A 19620-nucleotide genomic window follows, 5' to 3' on the forward strand; every position below is an offset into this window, starting at 1 on the left:
CATATGGCAAGGAAACTCGGGGTCGGGGTGATCGGCTGCGGCAACATCTCGAAGACCTATTTCAAGCATGCGCCTGAATTCAAAGGCATCGAGATGCGCGCCTGCGCCGACATCAACATGGATGCGGCCAGGGCGAGGGCAAGGGAGTTCAAGCTGCGTGCCGAGACCGTCGATGACCTGCTCAAGGCCAAGGACATTGACATCGTTGTTAACCTGACCATTCCGGCGGTGCACTACGAGGTGTCGAAGCAGGCGATCGACGCCGGCAAGCATGTCTATTCGGAAAAGCCCTTCGTGCTGGCGATCAAGGACGGGCTCGACCTCAAGAAGCGCGCCGACAAGAAGGGCGTGCGCATCGGCTCGGCGCCCGATACCTTCCTCGGCGGCTCGCACCAGCTGGCGCGGCACCTGATCGACTCGGGCAAGGTAGGCAAGATCACCTCGGGCACCTGCCATGTGATGAGCCACGGCATGGAGCACTGGCACCCCAATCCCGACTTCTTCTTCCAGCCCGGCGGCGGACCGATCCTCGATCTCGGGCCGTATTACATCGCCAATCTGGTCCAGCTGATCGGGCCGGTGAAACGCGTGGCAGCACTGGCCTCGATCCCGGCCAAGGAACGCACCATCTCGTCCAAGCCGCGCGCCGGTGAAAAGATCCCGGTGACGACGCCGACGACGATCCTGGCGCTGATGGAGTTCGAGAACGGGGCGGCATTCACCTTCAACGCCAGCTGGGACGTGTGGGACAGCGGCCATGCGCCGATGGAGCTTTATGGCGAGCAAGGCACCATCCACATGCCGGACCCCAACTTCTTCGGCGGTGATCTCAGCTACACCAGGGGTGAAAAGGCGGTGAAGACGCTCCCGAAATGGGACCATCCGTTCTCGGTGGCCAACGAAAAGCACCCGCACGGCATGATGGCCAACTACCGCGCCGCGGGCCTGGCCGACATGGCGCTGGCGATCATGCAGAGCCGGCCACACCGCTGTTCGCTGGAACTTGCCAACCACGTCATCGACATCATGACCGGCATCCTGAAGTCGGGCGAGACGAAGAAGTTCGTCGAGATGCAGACGACCTGCGAACGGCCCGAGCCGCTGGGGCCCGCTGCTGCAAGGGGGCTGCTGGCCAAGTAGCTGTTGGTCGGTCTGGTCGTCGTTAGTTCGCCGACAGGGTTCAGCTCAGCAAATACCCCACCCCTAACCCCTCCCCACAAGGGGGAGGGGGACCTTGAGGCCCACCGAGCAATCTCTGCGGAAGCGTTGTCGGCCGAACGAAGGCTCCAGGGCGGGGTGTCCCCTCCCCCTTGTGGGGAGGGGTTAGGGGTGGGGGTACCCTTGCCGCGCCCTGTCCACCCGACCGCGCCCAGGTGGACAGGTGGTGGTGCAACCAAGTATCTAGGTCGCGAAGCACCGTTGCTGGCTCCCATCTCGTCTCTCGCATGTCGCGTGGCGCCATGCATCGCGACCCTTCCCGCAAGTGGCAAGGTAGGGCGGCATCGGCGCCACGCCCAATCTGAAGGACCTGATATGTCTTATGCGCCCGCCCCGAACCGTTACGAAAACATGGTCTACAATCGCTGCGGCAGGTCGGGCCTCAAGCTGCCGGCGATCTCGCTTGGCCTGTGGCACAATTTCGGCGAGGACACGCCGCACAAGACCAAGCGCGCCATCTGCCAGAAGGCCTTCGACCTCGGCATCACTCATTTCGACCTCGCCAACAATTACGGCCCGCCGCCCGGCTCGGCCGAGACGGCCTTTGGCGACATCCTGCGCACCGATTTTGCCGGCCTGCGTGACGAGATGATCATCTCGACCAAGGCTGGCTACGACATGTGGCCGGGGCCGTATGGCGAGTGGGGCAGCCGCAAATACGTGCTGGCGAGCCTCGACCAGAGCCTGAAGCGCATGGGCCTCGACTATGTCGACATCTTCTATTCGCACCGCTTCGACCCCGACACGCCGCTGGAAGAAACGATGGGCGCGCTCGACCATGCCGTGCGTTCCGGCAAGGCGCTTTATGCCGGCATTTCGTCATACAACGCCCAGCGCACCCGCGAGGCGGCCGACATCCTGCGCCAGCTCGGCACGCCCTGCCTGATCCACCAGCCGAGCTATTCGCTGATCAACCGCTGGGTCGAGGATGATGGCCTGCTCGACGCGCTCGACGGACTCGGCATAGGTTCGATCGTGTTCTCGCCGCTGGCGCAGGGCATGCTGACCGGTAAGTACCTTGGCGGCGTGCCGGAAGGCAGCCGCGCGGCGCAAGGCAAGTCGCTGCGCCCAGCCTTCCTCAACGACAAGAACCTCGCCAACATCCGCGCGCTCAACGCGATTGCCGAGCGGCGCGGCCAGACCCTGGCGCAGATGGCGCTGGCCTGGGTGCTGCGCGGCGGCCGCGTGACGTCGGCGCTGATCGGCGCCAGCCGCCCCGAGCAGGTCGAGGATTGCGTCGGCGCGTTGAAGAACGCGGCCTTCAGCGAAGCCGAACTGGCCGAGATCGACACCTACGCCCGCGAGGCCGACATCAATCTGTGGGCGCGCTCGTCGGAGCGCGAAGGTCCGGCGCGGCAGAAGAAGTAAGCCGGCGCGCTTAAGCTCCGAACGTGCAGGCGGCGGGCGTTCCCGCCGGTTGCCGTTGGGGCAGATTGTCTTTGCCGGCGGGACGCGCTAGCAAAACCCTTGTCCTGTCGCCATCTTAGGCGATGGATTGTTCCGTCCGGCCACCTGGCCGGGCAACGAAGGATGAAAGCATGGCGGCGCGGGTTACGCTGACGAAGAACCAGCAGAAGGTACTGGAGAAGCTGGAAGTGGCGACCGGGCCGCTCAGCGCCTACACGCTGCTCGACCAGCTGCGCGACGAGGGTTTTCGCGCGCCTTTGCAGGTCTACCGTGCCCTTGAATCGCTGATGAAGGACGGGTTCGTCCACCGCCTCGAAAGCCTGAATGCCTTTGTCGCCTGTACCGAGCCGCACGACCACAGCCATCACAACCGCCGCATGACCGCCTTCGCCATCTGCGACGCTTGCGGCCAGGTCACCGAGATCTCGGACGAGGCGATCGGCAAGCAGCTCGACGACTGGGTCGGGTCGACCGGTTTCGTCGCCAAGAAGGCGGTCATCGAGTTCCGCGGCACCTGCGCCAAATGCGCTGCGATCGCCGCCTAGCGGCTACCGCGCCGTCGAAAACGCGAACCAGATCGCCACCGCTGCCAGCAGTGCCGAAAGTGCGCGCCGAGCGATGCCTTCGATACGCGCGTCGTTGAGCAGCGGTTCGAGCCGGCTTGCCAGAACGACGATCAGCGCATGGATGCCGGTTGCGACCGCGACATAGATCGCGGTCAGCGTAATCGTCTGCGCAAGCACCGGACGGTCGGCGACGATGAAGGTCGGCAGCACGGCGACGTAGAAGATCGCGGCCTTGGGATTGAGCAGGTTGGTCAAAAGCCCGCGGGTGAAATAGCGCCGGTCGGCACCAGCGTCATTGGCGACAGCCTCGCTGCGGCCGACCCAGCCTTCCCATGCAAGATAGAGCAGGAACAGCACGCCGGCCCAGCGCAGCCCATCGTAGAGCAGGTTCGAAGCCTGGATCAGCTCGGTGACGCCGAGCGCCGCGACCACGCCGAGGACAGCGAGGCCCAGCGCAATGCCCGCAACCGTGGCAAAGCCTGCCCGCCGGCCTTCGCTGGCCGAGACCAGCGCCAGATAGGTCATGTTCGGCCCCGGCGTCAGCTCGATGATCAGCGAGGTCAGCGCGAAGGACAGCAACGTCGAAAGGTTCGACGACGTTGCAAGCTCCATCTCAGTGCGCCTCGTCCCAGTTGTCGGCGGCGCGGGCGTCGACATGCAGCGGCACCGACATCGACGCCGCCGGCATGGCGGCGTTTTCCATGACGTGGCGCACGACCGGGATCGTCGCTTCGACCTCGCTCTCGATGGTCTCGAAGATCAGTTCGTCGTGCACCTGCAGCAGCATGCGTGCCGACAGCCTGGCCGCGACCAGCGCGTCGTCCATGCGGATCATCGCGCGGCGGATGATGTCTGCGGCGGTGCCCTGCAGGCGGGCGTTGATCGAGGCGCGTTCGTTGAAGGCGCGCACCGAAGGGTTCGACGAGCGGATTTCCGGATAGTGGATGCGGCGGCCGAAGATGGTCTCGACATAGCCGTTGTCGCGGCAAAACGCCTTGGTCTCGTCCATATAGGCGCGGATGCCGGGGAAGCGCTCGAAATACTTCTTGATGTAGTCGGAGGCCTCCTCGCGCGGGATCGACAGCTGGTTGGCGAGGCCGAAGGCCGAGATGCCGTAGATGATGCCGAAGTTGATCGCCTTGGCGCGGCGGCGCACTTCCGACGGCATGCCTTCGACCGGTACCGAAAACATTTCCGACGCGGTCATGGAATGGATGTCGACACCGTCGGCGAAGGCTTGCTTGAGCTGGCCGATGTCGGCGACATGCGCAAGCACGCGCAGCTCGATCTGGCTGTAGTCGGCCGAGATCAGCTTGTTGCCCTTGTCGGCGATGAAGGCGGTGCGGATCTTGCGGCCCTCGGCGGTGCGGATCGGGATGTTCTGCAGGTTCGGGTCCGACGATGACAGGCGCCCCGTGGTGGTGGCGGCGAGCGCGTAGGAGGTGTGGACGCGCTTGGTCTCGGGGTTGATGAAGCCGGGCAGGGCGTCGGTGTAGGTCGATTTCAGCTTGGTCAGCTGGCGCCAGTCGACGATCTTGCGCGGCAGTTCGTGACCCTCCGCGGCGAGGTCTTCGAGCACCTGCGCCGAGGTCGACCACTGGCCGGTCTTGGTCTTGGTGCCACCGGGCAGGCCCATGCGGCCGAAAAGGATGTCGCCGAGCTGCTTGGGCGAGCCGATGTTGAAGCGTTCGCCGGCAAGCGTGTTGATCTCGTCTTCCAGCCGCGCCGCACCCTGGGCAAGCTCGCCCGACAGCCGCGACAGGATCTGCCGGTCGACCGAAATGCCGCGCTGCTCCATCTCAGCCAGTACCGGCACCAGCGGCCGCTCCAGCCTTTCGTAGACCGAGGTCAGCCCCTTGGCGGCGAGGCGCGGCTTGAGCACGCGCCACAGGCGCAGCGTCACGTCGGCATCCTCCGCGGCGTAGGCGGTCGCCTTGTCGATCTCGACCTGGTCGAAGCCGACGAAGCTCTTGCCGGAGCCGGCGATGTCCTTGAAGGCGATCGGCGTATGGCCGAGCCATTTCTCCGACAGCGGGTCCATGCCGTGGCCGCCATTGGTGCCGCCGTCGAGCACGTAGGACAACAGCATCGTGTCGTCGAACGGACGCACGTCGACGCCGTGGCGGTTCATCACCACCAGGTCGTATTTCAGGTTCTGCGCGATCTTCAGCACCGAGCCGTCTTCGAGCAGCGGCTTGAGCACGGCGAGGGCGTCGCGCACCGGAATCTGGTTTTCGACAAGCCCGCCGCCGAGCAGGTCGCCGCGCCCGCTCTTGTGGGCGAGCGGCACATAAGCGGCGCGGCCGGGTGCGGTGGCGAAAGAAATGCCGACGAGCTCGGCCTGCATCGGATCGAGCGAATTGGTCTCGGTGTCGAATGCCATGACACCGGCCTCGGTCGCCTCGGCCACCCAGGCCTTCAGTGTCGCGAGGTCACGGATGGTGACATAGGCGGCGTGGTCGAATTTTTCCGCTGCCGCGGCTGCTGCCAGCTTGTTGGCGAGGGCTGTCGGGGTGTCTTGCCCCTCACCCTTACCCTCTCCCCGTAAGGACGGGGCGAGGGAGGCGTCGGCGTTGCGGCCATCCTCCTTCTCCCCATTTTTACGGGGAGAAGGTCCGGTAGGGGATGAGGGGCTCCAAACTGGCGTACCCGAGCCGACATCGGGCCCATGCGCATCCGCACCCCATTGCACGGCAACAGGCACGGCCTCGATCTCGCCGGCCTCGGTACCGGTGGCTTCGGCGACGCGCCTGGTCAGCGAGGTGAACTCCATCGTCTTGAGGAAGCCGATCAGCTTTGGCCCGTTGGGCGGCTGCAGCACGAAGTCTTCGAGCGCATCGGTCACCGGCACGTCGAGCTTGAGCCGCACAAGTTCGCGCGAAATGCGCGCCTTGTCGGCATTGTCGATGATCGACTGGCGGCGCTTGTCCTGCTTGATCTCGCCGGCGCGGGCGAGCAGCGTGTCAAGGTCGCCGAACTGTTCGAGCAGCTGTGCTGCCGTCTTCGGTCCGATGCCGGGAACGCCGGGCACGTTGTCGACCGAGTCGCCGGTCAGCGCCTGCAGGTCGATCATCTTTTCGGGCGGCACGCCCCATTTCTCGATGACTTCGGGAATGTTGATCTGGCGGTCCTTCATCGGGTCGTACATCGTCACCGTCGGACCGACGAGCTGCATCAGATCCTTGTCGGATGAGACGATGGTGGTGTCGCCACCGGCCTCGCAGGCGAGCCTGGCGTAGGTCGCGATCAGATCGTCGGCCTCAAAGCCCTCCATCTCGATGCAAGGCAGCTCGAAGGCCTTGGTCGCCTGGCGGATCAGGCCGAACTGCGGGATCAGATCCTCGGGCGGCGCCGAGCGGTTGGCCTTGTATTCGGGGTACAGCTCGTTGCGGAAGGTCTTCGAAGAATAGTCGAAGATGACGGCGAAGTGGGTCGGCACGACACCGGCGTCGGTGTTGCGCGCGTCGAGCATCAGCTTCCACAACATGTTGCAGAAACCCGAGACCGCGCCGACCGGCAGCCCGTCGGACTTGCGGGTCAGCGGCGGCAGCGCGTGATAGGCGCGGAAGATGTAGCCGGAGCCGTCGACAAGGAAGAGATGATCGCCTTTTTTCATGGCGATACGGGTAACTTGGCACGGCGCGGCTGTCCATGGTCAAGCTGGCCTTGCCGCCGTCTACTGACAAGTCGTTGACGGGTATCGGGCGACTGGCGTCTAGATAGGCGCGAACCGCTTGGAGATGGTCTCTGGCCCCTCGCGATAGTCGGTGAAGCCTACCCCCTGATAGAATGCCTGGCCGCCGGTGTTTTCCTTCCGAATGGTCGCGTCGATGAAACTGACGCCTGCCTTCTTTGCCGCCTCCACTGTGTTGTCGAACAATGCCCGTCCAGCACCTCGCTTGTGCGCGTGCGGATCGACGAAGGTTGCGATGACGCCCCAGTCGGCGGGCAGCCGATCGCCCGGCCAGTCCGGGTCGGACCAGTCGAGTGACTGGAACCCCAGCAGTTGCTCGCCGTCCACCGCCACGAAGCAGCTGATTCCGAGTTTTGGCGAGATGAAGTAGTTGATGATGCGCGCTTCATCGAAACGCTCGCGATGCGCCGTCGTCCCACCGATCTCTATGATTTCGTTCAGGATTCGCGCCATCGCGCTTGCGTCTTGCGGCAGGGCGGCTCGGACATGCAGGGGCATGGTAGGTCATTCCAATGTTGGTTTTTCAGGATTTGCGCGAGACTAGGCGGGCCACGCCTGTTCTGCAAAGGGCGGGATTTTCTCTGCTGACGCTGAGCGCCTGCTTGCACCGATGTCAGGCGGCAGGAATCACCACGTCGCCGGACCGGTCCGGGGCCTGGGCGGCCTTGCGCTGCTTGAGCTTGTGGCCGACCGCGACGATCGTCGAAATTGCCGGCAGGAATTCCTGCCCCAGCTCGGTCAGCCCGTATTCCACCGAAGGCGGCGATGTTGGCATCACGCGGCGCCAGACAGCACCCTTCTGCTCAAGGTCGCGCAGCCGCGCGGTCAGCACCTTTGCCGACACCACGGGGATGTCGTGGCGCAGTTCGCCGAAGCGGCGCGGGCCCGCGCTGAGATACCAGATGATGTTGGGCGTCCAGGCGCCACCGAGCAGCGACATGCACTCGCTGAGCGGACAGGACTCAGGCGGCTCAGGGGCTCTGTTCTTGCGGACCTTCAGGGCCATGATCTTGTTGAGTTACCTCCAGGACACCGGCGTTACCGCTTGGATACCTGAAAGTGAAGGTAACCTCAAGTTACCAGGTATCCAAAGGTGATGGCGGTCTGCTAGCCATGCCACGTCAACCCGTGACGCAAGGAATGCATCCATGAAACTCTATTATTCACCCGGCGCCTGCTCGCTTTCCCCGCATATCGTGCTGCGCGAGCTGGGGCGTGATTTCGACATCGAGCGTGTCGACGTCGCCACCAAGGTGACCGAAAACGGTGCGGATTTCCGGGCGATCAACCCCAAAGGCTACGTGCCGGCGCTTCAGCTCGCTGATGGCGAGGTGCTGACCGAGGGGGCCGCGATCGTCCAGTACCTCGCCGACAGCAATGCAGCGCGGCACCTGGCGCCGGAGCCGGGTACGCTTGCGCGGGCCCGCCTGCAGGAGCACCTGAACTTCATCGCATCGGAACTGCACAAGGCTTTCGCGCCTCTGTTCCACGGTGCGACTGGCGAAGCGAGGGACGCGGCCGCGGCGAATGTCGGGCGGCGCCTCGACCATCTGGAAAAGCAGTTCTCGGACGGCCGTGCCTATCTGCTCGGCGACGGTTTTTCGGTGGCGGATGCCTACCTCTTCGTCGTCGCCACCTGGACCGGCCCGACAGGGATCGGCCTGACGCAATGGCCGCGCCTGGCAGCCTTCGTCGAGCGCGTGCGCCAGCGTCCGTCGGTCGTGGCTGCCATGGCGGCGGAGGGACTGGCATGAACGTGATGACGGACCACGCCGCTGCCTATGCTGAAGTGGCCGCGGCGCTCGCGGACTATTTCGACGGGCTCCATTTCAGCGACACCGAACGGCTCAGGAAGATATTTCACCCCGAGGCGATCTACGCTTGCGCGACCGAGGGCAAGCTTTTGCATCTGACCATGGCGGAGTACTTCCCGATCGTCGACAAGCGGCCGTCGCCGGCCAGCCGCTCGGAGCCCAGGGTCGACCGCATCGTTTCGATCGAGTTCGCCGGTCCGGTGACGGCCTTCGCCAAGCTCAACTGTGCCATCGGCCCGAAGCATTTCACCGACTTCCTGACGCTGGTGAAGCTCGATGGCCGCTGGCAGATCATGGCGAAGGTTTTTCACTTCGACCTGCAGTCGAACTGAGTGGTTGGAAGCGAGCGCACAAGAATGCCTTACGTCAATATCAAGATCACCCGCGAAGGCGTGACCCCGGAGCAGAAAGCCGCGCTGATCAAGGGAACCACCGATCTTCTCGTCGACGTCCTGGACAAGGATCCGGCGACTACATTCGTGGTTATAAATGAAGTCGATTTGGAGGATTGGGGCGTCGGCGGAATGCCGGTCGAACAGTACCGTCGCGCGCTCGGCAAGGGCTGAACAGGGCGGCGGGCCGATCACGCGCATGTTACAAAAGTGTAATCTTCGTGCCCTTGAATCGCCACGTTCAAAGGAACAAATGTAGGGCATCGGCAGTTTTTGCCGAAGTCCGGTCTCAGGCCCGTCCCCCGCCTATCCGGACCCTGCGGCAGCCTCATCCCCCTCTCCGGGCTGCCGCACCGTTTAAGAATGTGCCGCCGTGGCTCCCCCCTCCACCACGGCGGCACTTTTTTGTCCACTTCACAGAGCTTTCGCAGCGTCGGCCACTGGCCCAATCCTGCCGTCTTTTCGTTTTCCTGTTGGCCAACTAGGTTGCGCCCCAGAAGAATCGAAAGGCACCCCAAATGTCCGCTGTCGCACCCGTTCTAGATCGCCTCGACAAGAATCTCGACCAGTCCCTGGAGCGCCTTTTCGAGCTGCTTCGCCTCAAGTCGATCTCCACCGACCCGGCCTTTGCAGGCGACTGCCGCAAGGCCGCCGAATGGCTGGTCGCCGACCTCAAGACCATCGGCTTCGACGCCAGCGTGCGCGACACGCCGGGCCACCCGATGGTCGTCGCCCACCATGACGGCCCCGAAGGCTCGCCGCATGTGCTGTTCTACGGCCACTACGACGTCCAGCCGGTCGACCCGCTGAACCTGTGGGAGGACGATCCCTTCGATCCCAAGATCAAGGAGATCGCGGGCGGTATCAAGGTCATCACCGGTCGCGGCTCTTCCGACGACAAGGGCCAGCTGATGCTGTTCGTCGAGGCCTGCCGGGCCTGGAAGGACGTGCATGGTGGCCTGCCGTGCAGGATCACGCTTTTGTTCGAGGGCGAGGAGGAGTCGGGTTCGCCGTCGCTCAAGCCGTTTCTCGAGGCCAATGCCGAGGAGCTGAAGGCCGACTTCGCCATGGTCTGCGACACCGGCATGTGGGACCGCGAGACACCGGCGATCTGCGTCGGCCTGCGCGGCCTTGTCGGCGAGGAGGTGATCGTGAAGGCCGCCGACCGCGACCTGCATTCGGGCGAATATGGCGGTGCTGCCGCCAACCCGGTGCGCATCCTCGCCAAGATCCTGGCCGCCATCCACGACGACGATGGCAGTGTCACCATTCCCGGCTTCTATGACGGTGTCGAGGAGACGCCCTCGCAAGTGCTGAAGTCGTGGGAAACGCTCGGCGAGACCGCCGAGAACTTCCTCGGCGAGATCGGCCTGTCGATTCCTTCCGGCGAAAAGGGCCGCTCGGTGCTCGAGCTGGTGTGGGCCCGCCCGACCGCCGAGTTCAACGGCATATCAGGCGGCTACACCGGCAAGGGTTTCAAGACGGTCATCGCGGCGGAAGCTTCCGCCAAGGTGTCGTTCCGCCTCGTGCACAAGCAGGACCCCGAGAAGATCCGCGCCGCCTTCCGCGCGTTCGTCAGGGCACGCATCCCGGCCGATTGCAGCGTCGAGTTCCACGAGCATGGCGCCGGGCCGGCGATCCAGCTGTCTTATGACTCGCCGTTCCTCGCCAAGGCCAAGGACGCGCTGTCGGACGAGTGGCCGAAGCCTGCAGTCATGCTCGCCATGGGCGGCTCGATCCCGATCGTCGGCGACTTCCAGACCTTGCTCGGCATGGAGTCGCTTTTGGTCGGTTTCGCCCTGCCCGACGACCGCATCCATTCGCCAAACGAGAAGTACGACCTAGCCTCGTTCCACAAGGGCCAGCGCTCCTGGGCCCGCATTCTCGACGCCTTGACCAAGCGTAGCTGAGCTCGAAGCCAAGGTTTCTGTTGATTTTTTCTCCGATCGCGGCAAGTGAGAAACCAAGCCGCGATCGGAGAAGACAATGACCATCCGTTTCCACAAGAACGACCTGCCCGACCTCACCCATTACAATGTCGATGCGGTTGCCATCGACACCGAGACGCTGGGCCTGAACCCGCATCGCGACCGCCTCTGCGTCGTCCAGATCTCGCCTGGCGACGGCACCGCCGACGTCATCCAGATCGCGCCCGGGCAGAAGAAGGCGCCGAACCTCGTCAGCCTGCTCAAGAACCGCAAGGTGACGAAGCTGTTCCACTTCGGCCGCTTCGACATCGCCGTGCTCTACAACGCCTTCGGCGTCATGGCCGAGCCGGTGTTCTGCACCAAGATTGCCTCGCGCCTGACCCGTACCTATACCGATCGCCACGGCCTCAAGGACATCTGCAACGAGCTTTTGGGCGTCAGCCTGTCGAAGCAGCAGCAGTCGTCCGACTGGGCAGCCGAGACGCTGTCGCCCGAGCAGCTGGAGTATGCCGCCTCGGACGTGCTCTACCTGCACCGTCTGCGCGACGTGCTGGCCGGCAGGCTTGAACGCGATGGCCGTGCCAGCGAGGCCGAGGCCTGCTTCCGCTTCCTGCCCGTCCGCGCCAAGCTCGACCTGATGGGCTGGGACGAAGAAGACATCTTCGCGCATAGCTGACGTTGCGGCAGGTTTTTTGAGGGAACGAAGCGACGGTGTTGGCCGTTTGGGCTGTGTAATCTAGTGAAAGGATGCACCCGAATGGCCACGACCCGTGAAGAAATCCAGACCGAGCTTGAAGACCAGGTTTCCCAGCTGACCAAGCAGGTCGCTTCCTTGACCAAGGCTATGTCCAAGCGCGGCTCAGCCGCGCTCGCAGACAGCCGCGAGAGCGCCTCCGAGCTCTATGAGGGCTTCTACGACCGCTTTACCGAGGCCCTGCCGGCGATGCGCAAGCAGGCGCGCGTGGCGCAGAAGACCGCCCAGGACAACCCGATGACGACCGCGCTCGTGGGCGTTGCTGTGTTTGGCCTTCTCGCCGCACTACTCAGCCGTCGCTGACAATTGCCGCCCGCGTGGCTTTACCGGGCCGCGCGGACGTCTATCGTTGCAGGGCAGAATCCGAGGGGAACTCCATGAGCGCCAAATTGCCGATCGCCACCGCGCCTACCGATGGCACGAAGGTAACAGTCTACTGGACCGACCGCGACGGCCAGGAAAATGAATCGGTCGCGCAATACAGGTCGCTCGCCCGGCTGAAGGTTGCCGGCGGGCAGTGGGACGACAGCGACGAAGGCTGGTGGGCCTATGTCGACAGCGACACCCAGAAACGTATCGTCCCGCACTCGTGGTCCAAGGCTGGCGGCGACGACGACGACGAATAGGCGTATGCTCTGGGTTGCCAGCCAGGAGAAACAGCCATGGCCGCCGAAAAACCCGATCGAAAAGAACATGAGTTCATGGTCGCGGCTGTCGAGCCGGCCAAGGACGATACGCTTGATGGTGTCGCGGTGACGCTTGTCGATGCCCGCGGCGGCCGCGTTCGCCTGCACATGGACACCGACATGGCCGAGATCCTGCGCGAGCGTATTTCGGCTGCGCTAAGCAAGACGGTCGGGCCGTAAGTTCTTGCCCCCATCCTCCGGTAGCCTGAGCAAGCCCGAAACAATTCGAAAAATCCTTTGAACCTTTTCCTGCCCCACGACGACCCAGTCTCGTGAGGTGGGAAATTTCATTTCAAAGGAGAGAACCGTGAGTGCACTTCGTAACATCATTCTGGCCGTCGTCGCCGCTTCGGCGGTGACCGCGTGTCAGTCGACCGAGATCCGCCGCTGCGAATGGAAGCCGAAGGATCCGCGCTATCTGCAAAGCAGCAATTGCTGCGACAAGAACGATCCGTCGAGCCCTTGCCACAAGGGCAGCGACAAGCCGGATCGCCCCGACAAGCCGGACAAGCCGAACGACCCGGGTCCGAATGATCCGATCCCCGGTTGATCGAGGCTGCTTCATTGGGCGCCGCCGTTCGAATGAACGGCGGCTTTGCCATGTTGCCCCTGCTTCCGGTGAGACGGCAGGCGATGCTTTGCCCACAGGTGGCGAGCCCGCCTGACTTAACGCCCCCTTAAATCGCCGCATTTACTGTCCAACCGGAACGCCATTGGCATGGGGGCCGGACAAGCAGGTATGGCGAACCGGAACGACAGACGCATCGAGCCCAGCTTCGACGGACCGCGCAATGCTGCGGACGACGATGACTTTTCGGTGCGCGAGGAGGATCGCGTCGTGCCCAGCCGCCGCAAAGCCCCGGCCAAGCGTAAATCTTCCAAGGCGCGCGCCACACCGCGCGGCCGCTCGCGCAAGCCCAAGCGCGGCCTGTTCGGCATCTTCGGCCGGCTGGTCTACTGGTGTTTCGTTCTCGCCATCTGGGGCGGCATCGCCGCCGCCGGCATCGTCGTCTACTACGGCGCCAAGATGCCGAGCTCGACGACCTGGGCCATTCCCGACCGCTCGCCCAACATCAAGATCGTCGGCGTCGACGGCCAGCTCGTCGCCAATCGCGGCATGACCGGTGGCGAGGCCGTCGGCCTGCACCAGATGTCGCCTTACATCCCGCAAGCGGTGATCGCGATCGAGGACAAGCGTTTCTATTCGCATTTCGGCTTCGATCCCATCGGCCTGGCGCGCGCCGTGTCGACGCGGTTTCTCAACGGCCGCTTCACCCAGGGCGGCTCGACGCTGACCCAGCAGCTGGCCAAGAACCTGTTTTTGAAGCCCGACCGCACGCTGGAGCGCAAGGTCCAGGAAGTGCTTCTGGCGATGTGGCTGGAGCAGAAGCACACCAAGGACCAGATCCTTGAAATGTATCTCAACCGGGTGTTCTTCGGCTCCGGTTCCTATGGCGTCGAGGCCGCGTCGCGCCGCTATTTCGGCAAGTCCTCGCGTGACGTGACGCTGGCCGAGGCGGCCTTGCTCGCCGGCCTGCTCAAGGCGCCGTCACGCCTGTCACCGGCACGCGACCCCAAGGCTGCCGGCGACCGCGCCCAGCTGGTGCTGGGGGCGATGCGCGACCAGGGCATGATCGGCGAGAAAGAACTGGCCAACGCCATGATCGCGCCGGCGACCCGTGTCGCCTCGTTCTGGACCGGTTCGGAAAACTACGTCGCCGACCGCGTCATGCAGGAGCTTCCCGAGCTCATTGGCGAGGTGCAGTCCGACATCGTCGTCGACACGACAGTCGACATGACGCTGCAGGAGCTGGCCGAGAAATCGATCCGCCGCCTGATCGACGAGAATGGCCAGAAGCTGAATGTCAGCCAGGGCGCGCTGGTGTCGATCGACAATTCGGGCGCCGTGCGCGCCATGGTCGGCGGCTACGACTATTCGACAAGCCAGTTCGACCGCGCCTCCGAGGCGCGGCGCCAGCCGGGCTCGGCCTTCAAGCCGTTCGTCTACATGGCGGCGCTCGAGCAGGGCCGCACGCCCGACAGCATGCGCAACGACGCGCCGATCAAGATCGGCAAGTGGACGCCGGAAAACTACAACGGCAAATATTATGGCCGGGTGACGCTGAAGACGGCATTGGCGAAATCGCTGAACTCGGTGGCGGCACAGCTGGCCATGGAAGTCGGGCCGAACGCGGTCGTCGAAGCCGCCCATCGCATGGGCATCGAATCCGAGCTGCAGCCCAACGTCTCGATCTCACTCGGCACCTCCGAAGTGACGCCGCTGGAACTCACGGCTGCCTACGTTCCCTTCGCCAATGGCGGCTATCGCCCCGAGGTGCATATCATCCGCCGCGTCACCACCACCGAAGGCAAGGTGCTGTATGAGAACACCGCCGGCGGTGGCCCGCGTGTCATCAGCCCCGAGGTCGTCGGTATGATGAACGCGATGATGACCGGTGCGGTCGAGGAGGGCACGGCCAAGAAGGCCGCCTTCGCCTGGCCCGCTGCCGGCAAGACCGGCACCAGCCAGAACTCGCGCGATGCCTGGTTCGTCGGCTTCACCGCCAACCTGACCACCGGCGTGTGGTTCGGCAATGACGACGGCAAGCCGATGAAGAAGGTTACCGGCGGAGCACTTCCGGCGCTGGCCTGGCATGAATTCATGGTGGCGGCCCACGAGGGCGTGCCGATGGCGGCCTTGCCCGGCTCGTGGACTCCAGGCAGCGTGGCGCCCGAGGTTGCGGTGGAAAGCCAGCCGCTCGACGAAAACACCTTCCCTGCGGCACCCCAGCCGGTGCAAAAGCCGCGCCCCGCGCAGCAGGTCGGCGCCGCCCCCCGGGTGGAACAGGAGCAGTCCTCGACCGCCTCCATTCGCCGCCCGGTTCCTCCAGGCGAAGTCGGCGGCCCGACCCAACGTCGCGAGACGTCGATCCTCGACGTGTTGCTGGGGAACTAGGCTCGCTCGGATACGCGGCCGGGCCTCTGCCACTGGTGATGGCAGCCCGCCTGAGCTGACCGAAGTTCTTGCGCTGATGATCCGCAGCTGTTGCGATCGAGATGTTAACGCAGATGACAGGTCCAGTTTTGAAGTAGTCGACAGTCATGGTAATGACGAAGTCTTGCTGAAGACTGGCGGGGCTTTGGGCAGTATGAAGCTATGTAGATTAGCTCTTTGTGATATTCGAGCCGCTCTTGCCTGGTCGACGATTTTCCTGCTGGCAGGCCTCTCCCAAGCCCAAGCCCAAGCCCAAGCCCAAGCCCATGCCGATGCCTGTAGCGCCCTTCGCGCCCAGCTCGGCGGTGGCAGCGCGGCGCCCGCGCACCTGACCAGGCAACTCGCGGCGATCAAGGCGCTCGAGCGCCAGCGGCAATGCAGCGGCCGCAGCAGCGGCGGGTTCTTCGACCCCTGCCGCGACCTTGCCGGTCGCCGTGCAGGCGTCGAGCGCGAAATCCAGACCGCGTCGGGCCGAGGCAACAACGCGGCGATCAGGGCGCGGCTGTCGGCATTGGGTTGCACCCAGATGGCGGCGCGTCCTGACCGTCGCAAGTCGGAGCGGCCTTTGTCTTATGCCGGACAGGCGATGCTGTACTGCGTGCGGCTGGCGGACGGCTACTACTTTCCCGCGCCCAATGCGCAGTTCGTCAATGCCGGCTACTACGACAACACGCTCGATCGCTGCCGTTTCATCTGCAACGACAAGGCGATGGATGTCTTCGCGCTAGACGACATCGGCCTCGAAACCGAAGAGATGACCTCGGTCAAGACGCGCCAGTCCTACAAGGATCTGCCAGCCGCCTTCGCCTATCGCGACAAGGCCGATTTCCAGAGCTGCGACCTGCCGCGTTATTATCGTCGCGCCAATGAGATGCGCGCGCGGACGGTGACGCCAAAGAACATGGAAGCAGCGATAATCCCGGTGCCTCAGGCCAAGCCCGAAATGGTGCTCGACAAAACAGTCACCGCCTTCGTGCCGGAGACGCCAGGGGCAACGCCAGCAACCACACGCAAGGTGCGCGTGGTGGGGACGCCATTTCTGCCGAACTGATCGATCTTTAGATCAGTGCCGTTGCACGGCGTGCCATGCGCGTGCGTCGCGGCGCTGGTGTTGCGAGAATGTGTCAGTCCCGCCAAAACCAGCCAGGGTTGTGGTCAATTGCCAGCCTGCATCTTTCCCTTAGGTAATTTAGCGATATGAGATGTTGCATCGCGTTCTTGCTGAGGGGCCATCCATGAAGAAACTGCTCGCTGCCGCCGGGCTTGCCGTGCTCGCGACGCCGGCATTCGCCGCCGATCCGACGCAACCGGTCGAGGAAACCGTTCGCCAGGTCTCCGGCTATGGCCAGATCTATGGCGGCGGCCTTTGGCTGAGCGAACTGACTGACGACACGCTGTGGGCGGCCGGTGGCGCGGTGCGCATCAACGTGCCGTTTGCCGAGCGCTGGAATGCCCAGGGCGACTTCACCGTCGACGCCATCGGCGTGGATGGCGAGAGTCTTCATGGTGTCGGCGGCGCGGCGCACGTATTCTGGCGCGACCCGGCTTCCTATGCCTTTGGCGGCTTCGCCCAGCTCAACACCTTTGGCTCGTCGAGCAGCTCGGACATCGACATCTGGGACTGGAAGGTCGGCCCTGAAGCTCAGGCCTATTTCGGCAATGTAACGGTTTACGCGCAGGCCTATTATGGTGGCTTTGAAGCGGACTTCCTGCCCTATGACGTCGACCTCATGGGCATCCGTGGTGTGGTCCGCTACTTCGCCCAGGACAATCTGCGCTTCGACGGCGAACTCGGCTTCCATCGCACCAATCTGAGCGTCGGCAGCCTTGAGGCCAATTTCGATACGATCGCCGCAGCCCTGCAGGCGACTTACCGCTTCGACGGCACGCCCTGGTCGGTGTTCGGCCGCTATCAGTATGAGAACACCTCGATCTCGGAAGGCCCCGACTCGGAAAGCTTCGATTCGCACAAGCTGATGGTCGGCCTGCGCGCCAGCTTCGGCAGCACCACGCTGATCGACGAAGATCGCAATGGCGCGACGATGGACACCTATCAGCCCAACTTCGTCATGCCGTTCCCCTTCCTCTGAGGCAGGCCGCGGGCTGTGCCCAATCACCAAAGAAAAAGGCCGCGCTGATGCGCGGCCTTTTTCTTTTTGGTTAGGCTTGGCGTGCCGTTCAGGCAGCGGCCGGCGGGGCGTCGGGCTTCGGATCGTTGGCTGGCGGATTGCCTGTGCCTTCAAGAATCTGCTCGACGATGCCGCGGGCGATCTCGCGCTCGCCCATGATCACCTTGTCTGCACCGAGCCCGGTCAGGTGGTCGACCTCGGCGTCGGAATGGGCCCGCGCGATGATCACCATTCCGGGGTTTGCCGCCTTGGCCTTGAGCACGATCTGGCCGGCCTCGAAGGCGTTGGGAATGGCCAGGATCAGGCGCTTGGCGCCGGCGGCATTGGCCGCACCGAACACCTCGCCCTTGACTGCGTTGCCCGCGACTGTCTCGACGCCTTCGGCCATCAGCCTGGCGATTGTCTTGTCTGAGTCCTCGATGACCAGGAACGGCAGCTGGGCGTCCTTGAGCGACTGGCCGACCAGCGAGCCGACGCGGCCATAGCCGATCAGGATGGTATGGCCGGTGAGCTTGGTCGGCGGCGGCGTGTCGTCGTCGACCGCGGCCGTCGCCACCTGCGTGGTGGTGGCGACTTCACCGGGCTCCGTTGCCGGGCCGATCGGCACGGCTTCGACAGCCTCCGGCACCTTGCCCGAGCGCTTCTCCAGCCACGGCTTCAGCCGCCCGACGCCCGCGAAGACCAGCGGGTTGAGCACGATCGACAGGATGGCGCCGGCGAGGATGAGATCGCGGCCCTTTTCGGGCAACAGGCCGAGCCCCACGCCGAGTTCGGCGAGGATGAACGAGAATTCGCCGATCTGCGCCAGGCTTGCCGAGATGATCAGTGCGGTGGCAACGGGATAGCCGAAAGCTATGACGATCAGGAAGGCGGCGACCGACTTGCCGATGATGATGATGAACAGCGTGGCGAGGATTGGCCAGGTGTTGCTGAGCAGGCTTGTCGGGTCGAACAGCATGCCGACCGAGACGAAGAACAGCACCGAGAACGCGTCGCGCAGCGGCAGCGTTTCCTCCGCGGCCTGATGGCTGAGCTCGGATTCGCTCATGATCATGCCGGCGAAGAAGGCGCCCAGCGCCAGCGACACGCCGAACAGCTTGGCGGCGCCAAAGGCAACGCCGAGCGCGATCGCCAGCACGGCGAGACGGAACAGTTCGCGCGAACCGGTGTGGGCGACGTAATGCAGCAGCCATGGGATGACACGGCGGCCAACGACCATCATGAACACGACGAAGGCCACAACCTTGGCCAGCGTGATGCCGATGACGCCCCAGATGCCGAAGTCGAAACGCAGGGCCAGGATGTCGGGAGCCTGGGTCGTCTGCGCCTCGCCGCCGAGCACGCCGGCAAGCGCCGGCAGCAGCACCAGCGCCAGCACCATCGCCAGATCCTCGACGATCAGCCAGCCGACGGCGATGCGGCCGCGTTCGGTCTCGATCATGCGCCGCTCTTGCAGCGCCCGCAAAAGCACGACCGTCGAGGCGACCGAAAGCGCCAGGCCAAACACCAGGCCGGCGCCGATCGACCAGCCGAGCATCCAGGCAAGGCCGGCGCCAAGGGCGGTGGCGAAGGCGATCTGGACGATCGCACCCGGCACGGCAATGGCGCGGACGGAGAGAAGATCCTTGAGCGAAAAATGCAGGCCGACGCCGAACATCAGCAGGATGACGCCGATCTCGGCGAGCTCCAGCGCTAGCTCCTGGTCGGCGACGAAACCGGGCGTATTCGGCCCGACCAGAACGCCGGCGACGAGATAGCCGACAAGCGGTGGAACCTTGAAGCGATTGGCGAGTGCGCCGAAGATGAATGCCAGCCCCAGACCGGCGACGATGGTAGCGATGAGGGGCGTGTCATGCGGCATTGTCCCGGCGGCACCTTTCGAAAATGAGCATTGTTTTGGGGTGCGGCGGTGAAATCCGCTGCATTTCCAATATGGTGGACGCAGGCGCGCATGCGCAACCCTAAGCGGCCAAGAAACTTGGCCGATGTCGAAAAAAGTGCCGGCAATCGCTGCCGGCACCCGTTGGAATCCGCTTT

The 19620-nt window shown here is 64.2% G+C and carries 20 protein-coding genes; 15 read left to right on the forward strand and 5 right to left on the reverse strand.

The features are described from left to right. Positions 1-3 precede the first annotated feature (3 nt). The 3 genes from J1C56_RS20995 (at position 4) to J1C56_RS21005 (ending at position 3170) form a co-directional block, all read left to right on the forward strand. A complete protein-coding gene (locus J1C56_RS20995; RefSeq protein ID WP_214392009.1) occupies positions 4-1140 on the forward strand; it encodes a Gfo/Idh/MocA family protein in 1137 nt (378 codons plus the stop codon). Positions 1141-1533: 393 nt separating this feature from the next. After that, a complete protein-coding gene (gene mgrA / locus J1C56_RS21000; protein WP_214392010.1) occupies positions 1534-2586 on the forward strand; it encodes an L-glyceraldehyde 3-phosphate reductase in 1053 nt (350 codons plus the stop codon). 170 nt (positions 2587-2756) lie between these two features. Then, positions 2757-3170 carry a Fur family transcriptional regulator gene (locus J1C56_RS21005; protein WP_214392011.1) on the forward strand — a complete coding sequence of 138 codons (414 nt, stop codon included), beginning with the start codon at positions 2757-2759 and terminating at the stop codon, positions 3168-3170. A gap of 3 nt (positions 3171-3173) precedes the next feature. On the opposite strand, the gene J1C56_RS21010 is transcribed toward J1C56_RS21005, so the two are convergent. The 4 genes from J1C56_RS21010 to J1C56_RS21025 form a co-directional block, all read right to left on the reverse strand. After that, complete coding sequence (locus J1C56_RS21010) at positions 3174-3803, reverse strand: LysE family translocator (RefSeq protein WP_214392012.1); 630 nt, start codon at positions 3801-3803, stop codon at positions 3174-3176. Position 3804: 1 nt separating this feature from the next. Continuing rightward, on the reverse strand, positions 3805-6807 hold the full coding sequence (gene polA, locus J1C56_RS21015) for a DNA polymerase I (RefSeq protein WP_214392013.1): 3003 nt from the start codon (positions 6805-6807) through the stop codon (positions 3805-3807). A 99-nt stretch (positions 6808-6906) separates the two neighbouring features. Further along, a complete protein-coding gene (locus J1C56_RS21020) occupies positions 6907-7383 on the reverse strand; it encodes a GNAT family N-acetyltransferase (protein WP_214392014.1) in 477 nt (158 codons plus the stop codon). 115 nt (positions 7384-7498) lie between these two features. After that, the gene (locus J1C56_RS21025; protein WP_246591685.1) at positions 7499-7825 is read right to left on the reverse strand and encodes a winged helix-turn-helix transcriptional regulator; all 327 of its coding nucleotides are present in this window, start codon (positions 7823-7825) and stop codon (positions 7499-7501) included. Between the two features lie 208 nt (positions 7826-8033). Here J1C56_RS21025 and gstA point away from each other — a divergent pair, with 208 nt between their 5' ends. From gstA to J1C56_RS21085, 12 genes are all read left to right on the forward strand, one after another. Then, a complete protein-coding gene (gene gstA / locus J1C56_RS21030) occupies positions 8034-8639 on the forward strand; it encodes a glutathione transferase GstA (RefSeq protein ID WP_214392016.1) in 606 nt (201 codons plus the stop codon). Further along, the gene (locus tag J1C56_RS21035; protein WP_246591687.1) at positions 8636-9031 is read left to right on the forward strand and encodes a nuclear transport factor 2 family protein; all 396 of its coding nucleotides are present in this window, start codon (positions 8636-8638) and stop codon (positions 9029-9031) included. Before gstA ends, J1C56_RS21035 begins: the two co-directional genes overlap by 4 nt. A 24-nt stretch (positions 9032-9055) precedes the next feature. Further along, entirely contained in the window at positions 9056-9265 is a 210-nt protein-coding gene (locus J1C56_RS21040; RefSeq protein WP_214392017.1) for a tautomerase family protein, read from the forward strand. A 344-nt stretch (positions 9266-9609) separates the two neighbouring features. Beyond that, on the forward strand, positions 9610-11001 hold the full coding sequence (locus tag J1C56_RS21045) for a dipeptidase (protein WP_214392018.1): 1392 nt from the start codon (positions 9610-9612) through the stop codon (positions 10999-11001). A gap of 76 nt (positions 11002-11077) precedes the next feature. After that, positions 11078-11695 carry a ribonuclease D gene (locus J1C56_RS21050; protein ID WP_214392019.1) on the forward strand — a complete coding sequence of 206 codons (618 nt, stop codon included), beginning with the start codon at positions 11078-11080 and terminating at the stop codon, positions 11693-11695. A gap of 81 nt (positions 11696-11776) precedes the next feature. Then, positions 11777-12076 (forward strand): hypothetical protein, encoded by a 300-nt coding sequence (locus J1C56_RS21055; RefSeq protein ID WP_214392020.1) that lies wholly within the window; start codon positions 11777-11779, stop codon positions 12074-12076. Positions 12077-12150: 74 nt separating this feature from the next. Beyond that, positions 12151-12399, forward strand: coding sequence for a hypothetical protein (locus J1C56_RS21060; protein ID WP_214392021.1), 249 nt, complete (start codon positions 12151-12153; stop codon positions 12397-12399). 36 nt (positions 12400-12435) lie between these two features. Then, positions 12436-12639 (forward strand): hypothetical protein, encoded by a 204-nt coding sequence (locus tag J1C56_RS21065; protein ID WP_214392022.1) that lies wholly within the window; start codon positions 12436-12438, stop codon positions 12637-12639. Positions 12640-12766: 127 nt separating this feature from the next. Further along, positions 12767-13009, forward strand: a complete 243-nt coding sequence (locus J1C56_RS21070; RefSeq protein ID WP_214392023.1) for a hypothetical protein — start codon at positions 12767-12769, stop codon at positions 13007-13009. Between the two features lie 189 nt (positions 13010-13198). Next, on the forward strand, positions 13199-15415 hold the full coding sequence (locus tag J1C56_RS21075) for a transglycosylase domain-containing protein (protein WP_214392024.1): 2217 nt from the start codon (positions 13199-13201) through the stop codon (positions 15413-15415). A gap of 193 nt (positions 15416-15608) precedes the next feature. Then, positions 15609-16505, forward strand: coding sequence for a DUF2865 domain-containing protein (locus J1C56_RS21080; protein ID WP_246591745.1), 897 nt, complete (start codon positions 15609-15611; stop codon positions 16503-16505). Between the two features lie 184 nt (positions 16506-16689). Beyond that, complete coding sequence (locus tag J1C56_RS21085; RefSeq protein ID WP_214392026.1) at positions 16690-17544, forward strand: hypothetical protein; 855 nt, start codon at positions 16690-16692, stop codon at positions 17542-17544. Positions 17545-17632: 88 nt separating this feature from the next. Here J1C56_RS21085 and J1C56_RS21090 read toward each other — a convergent pair whose 3' ends face one another. Further along, positions 17633-19444 (reverse strand): cation:proton antiporter domain-containing protein, encoded by a 1812-nt coding sequence (locus J1C56_RS21090; RefSeq protein WP_214392027.1) that lies wholly within the window; start codon positions 19442-19444, stop codon positions 17633-17635. Positions 19445-19620 lie beyond the last annotated feature (176 nt).

The sequence above is a fragment of the Aminobacter anthyllidis genome, from assembly GCF_018555685.1.
In the GTDB taxonomy this organism is placed as follows: domain Bacteria; phylum Pseudomonadota; class Alphaproteobacteria; order Rhizobiales; family Rhizobiaceae; genus Aminobacter; species Aminobacter anthyllidis.

Excerpts from the sequence above, each read along its gene's own strand:
- J1C56_RS20995 (WP_214392009.1), top strand. The coding sequence starts at position 4 with ATGGCAAGGAAACTCGGGGTCGGGGTGATCGGCTGCGGCAACATCTCG.
- mgrA (WP_214392010.1), top strand. The coding sequence starts at position 1,534 with ATGTCTTATGCGCCCGCCCCGAACCGTTACGAAAACATGGTCTACAAT.
- J1C56_RS21005 (WP_214392011.1), top strand. The coding sequence starts at position 2,757 with ATGGCGGCGCGGGTTACGCTGACGAAGAACCAGCAGAAGGTACTGGAG.
- J1C56_RS21010 (WP_214392012.1), bottom strand. The coding sequence starts at position 3,803 with ATGGAGCTTGCAACGTCGTCGAACCTTTCGACGTTGCTGTCCTTCGCG.
- polA (WP_214392013.1), bottom strand. The coding sequence starts at position 6,807 with ATGAAAAAAGGCGATCATCTCTTCCTTGTCGACGGCTCCGGCTACATC.
- J1C56_RS21020 (WP_214392014.1), bottom strand. The coding sequence starts at position 7,383 with ATGCCCCTGCATGTCCGAGCCGCCCTGCCGCAAGACGCAAGCGCGATG.
- J1C56_RS21025 (WP_246591685.1), bottom strand. The coding sequence starts at position 7,825 with ATGTCGCTGCTCGGTGGCGCCTGGACGCCCAACATCATCTGGTATCTC.
- gstA (WP_214392016.1), top strand. The coding sequence starts at position 8,034 with ATGAAACTCTATTATTCACCCGGCGCCTGCTCGCTTTCCCCGCATATC.
- J1C56_RS21035 (WP_246591687.1), top strand. The coding sequence starts at position 8,636 with ATGAACGTGATGACGGACCACGCCGCTGCCTATGCTGAAGTGGCCGCG.
- J1C56_RS21040 (WP_214392017.1), top strand. The coding sequence starts at position 9,056 with ATGCCTTACGTCAATATCAAGATCACCCGCGAAGGCGTGACCCCGGAG.
- J1C56_RS21045 (WP_214392018.1), top strand. The coding sequence starts at position 9,610 with ATGTCCGCTGTCGCACCCGTTCTAGATCGCCTCGACAAGAATCTCGAC.
- J1C56_RS21050 (WP_214392019.1), top strand. The coding sequence starts at position 11,078 with ATGACCATCCGTTTCCACAAGAACGACCTGCCCGACCTCACCCATTAC.
- J1C56_RS21055 (WP_214392020.1), top strand. The coding sequence starts at position 11,777 with ATGGCCACGACCCGTGAAGAAATCCAGACCGAGCTTGAAGACCAGGTT.
- J1C56_RS21060 (WP_214392021.1), top strand. The coding sequence starts at position 12,151 with ATGAGCGCCAAATTGCCGATCGCCACCGCGCCTACCGATGGCACGAAG.
- J1C56_RS21065 (WP_214392022.1), top strand. The coding sequence starts at position 12,436 with ATGGCCGCCGAAAAACCCGATCGAAAAGAACATGAGTTCATGGTCGCG.
- J1C56_RS21075 (WP_214392024.1), top strand. The coding sequence starts at position 13,199 with ATGGCGAACCGGAACGACAGACGCATCGAGCCCAGCTTCGACGGACCG.
- J1C56_RS21080 (WP_246591745.1), top strand. The coding sequence starts at position 15,609 with ATGAAGCTATGTAGATTAGCTCTTTGTGATATTCGAGCCGCTCTTGCC.
- J1C56_RS21085 (WP_214392026.1), top strand. The coding sequence starts at position 16,690 with ATGAAGAAACTGCTCGCTGCCGCCGGGCTTGCCGTGCTCGCGACGCCG.
- J1C56_RS21090 (WP_214392027.1), bottom strand. The coding sequence starts at position 19,444 with ATGCCGCATGACACGCCCCTCATCGCTACCATCGTCGCCGGTCTGGGG.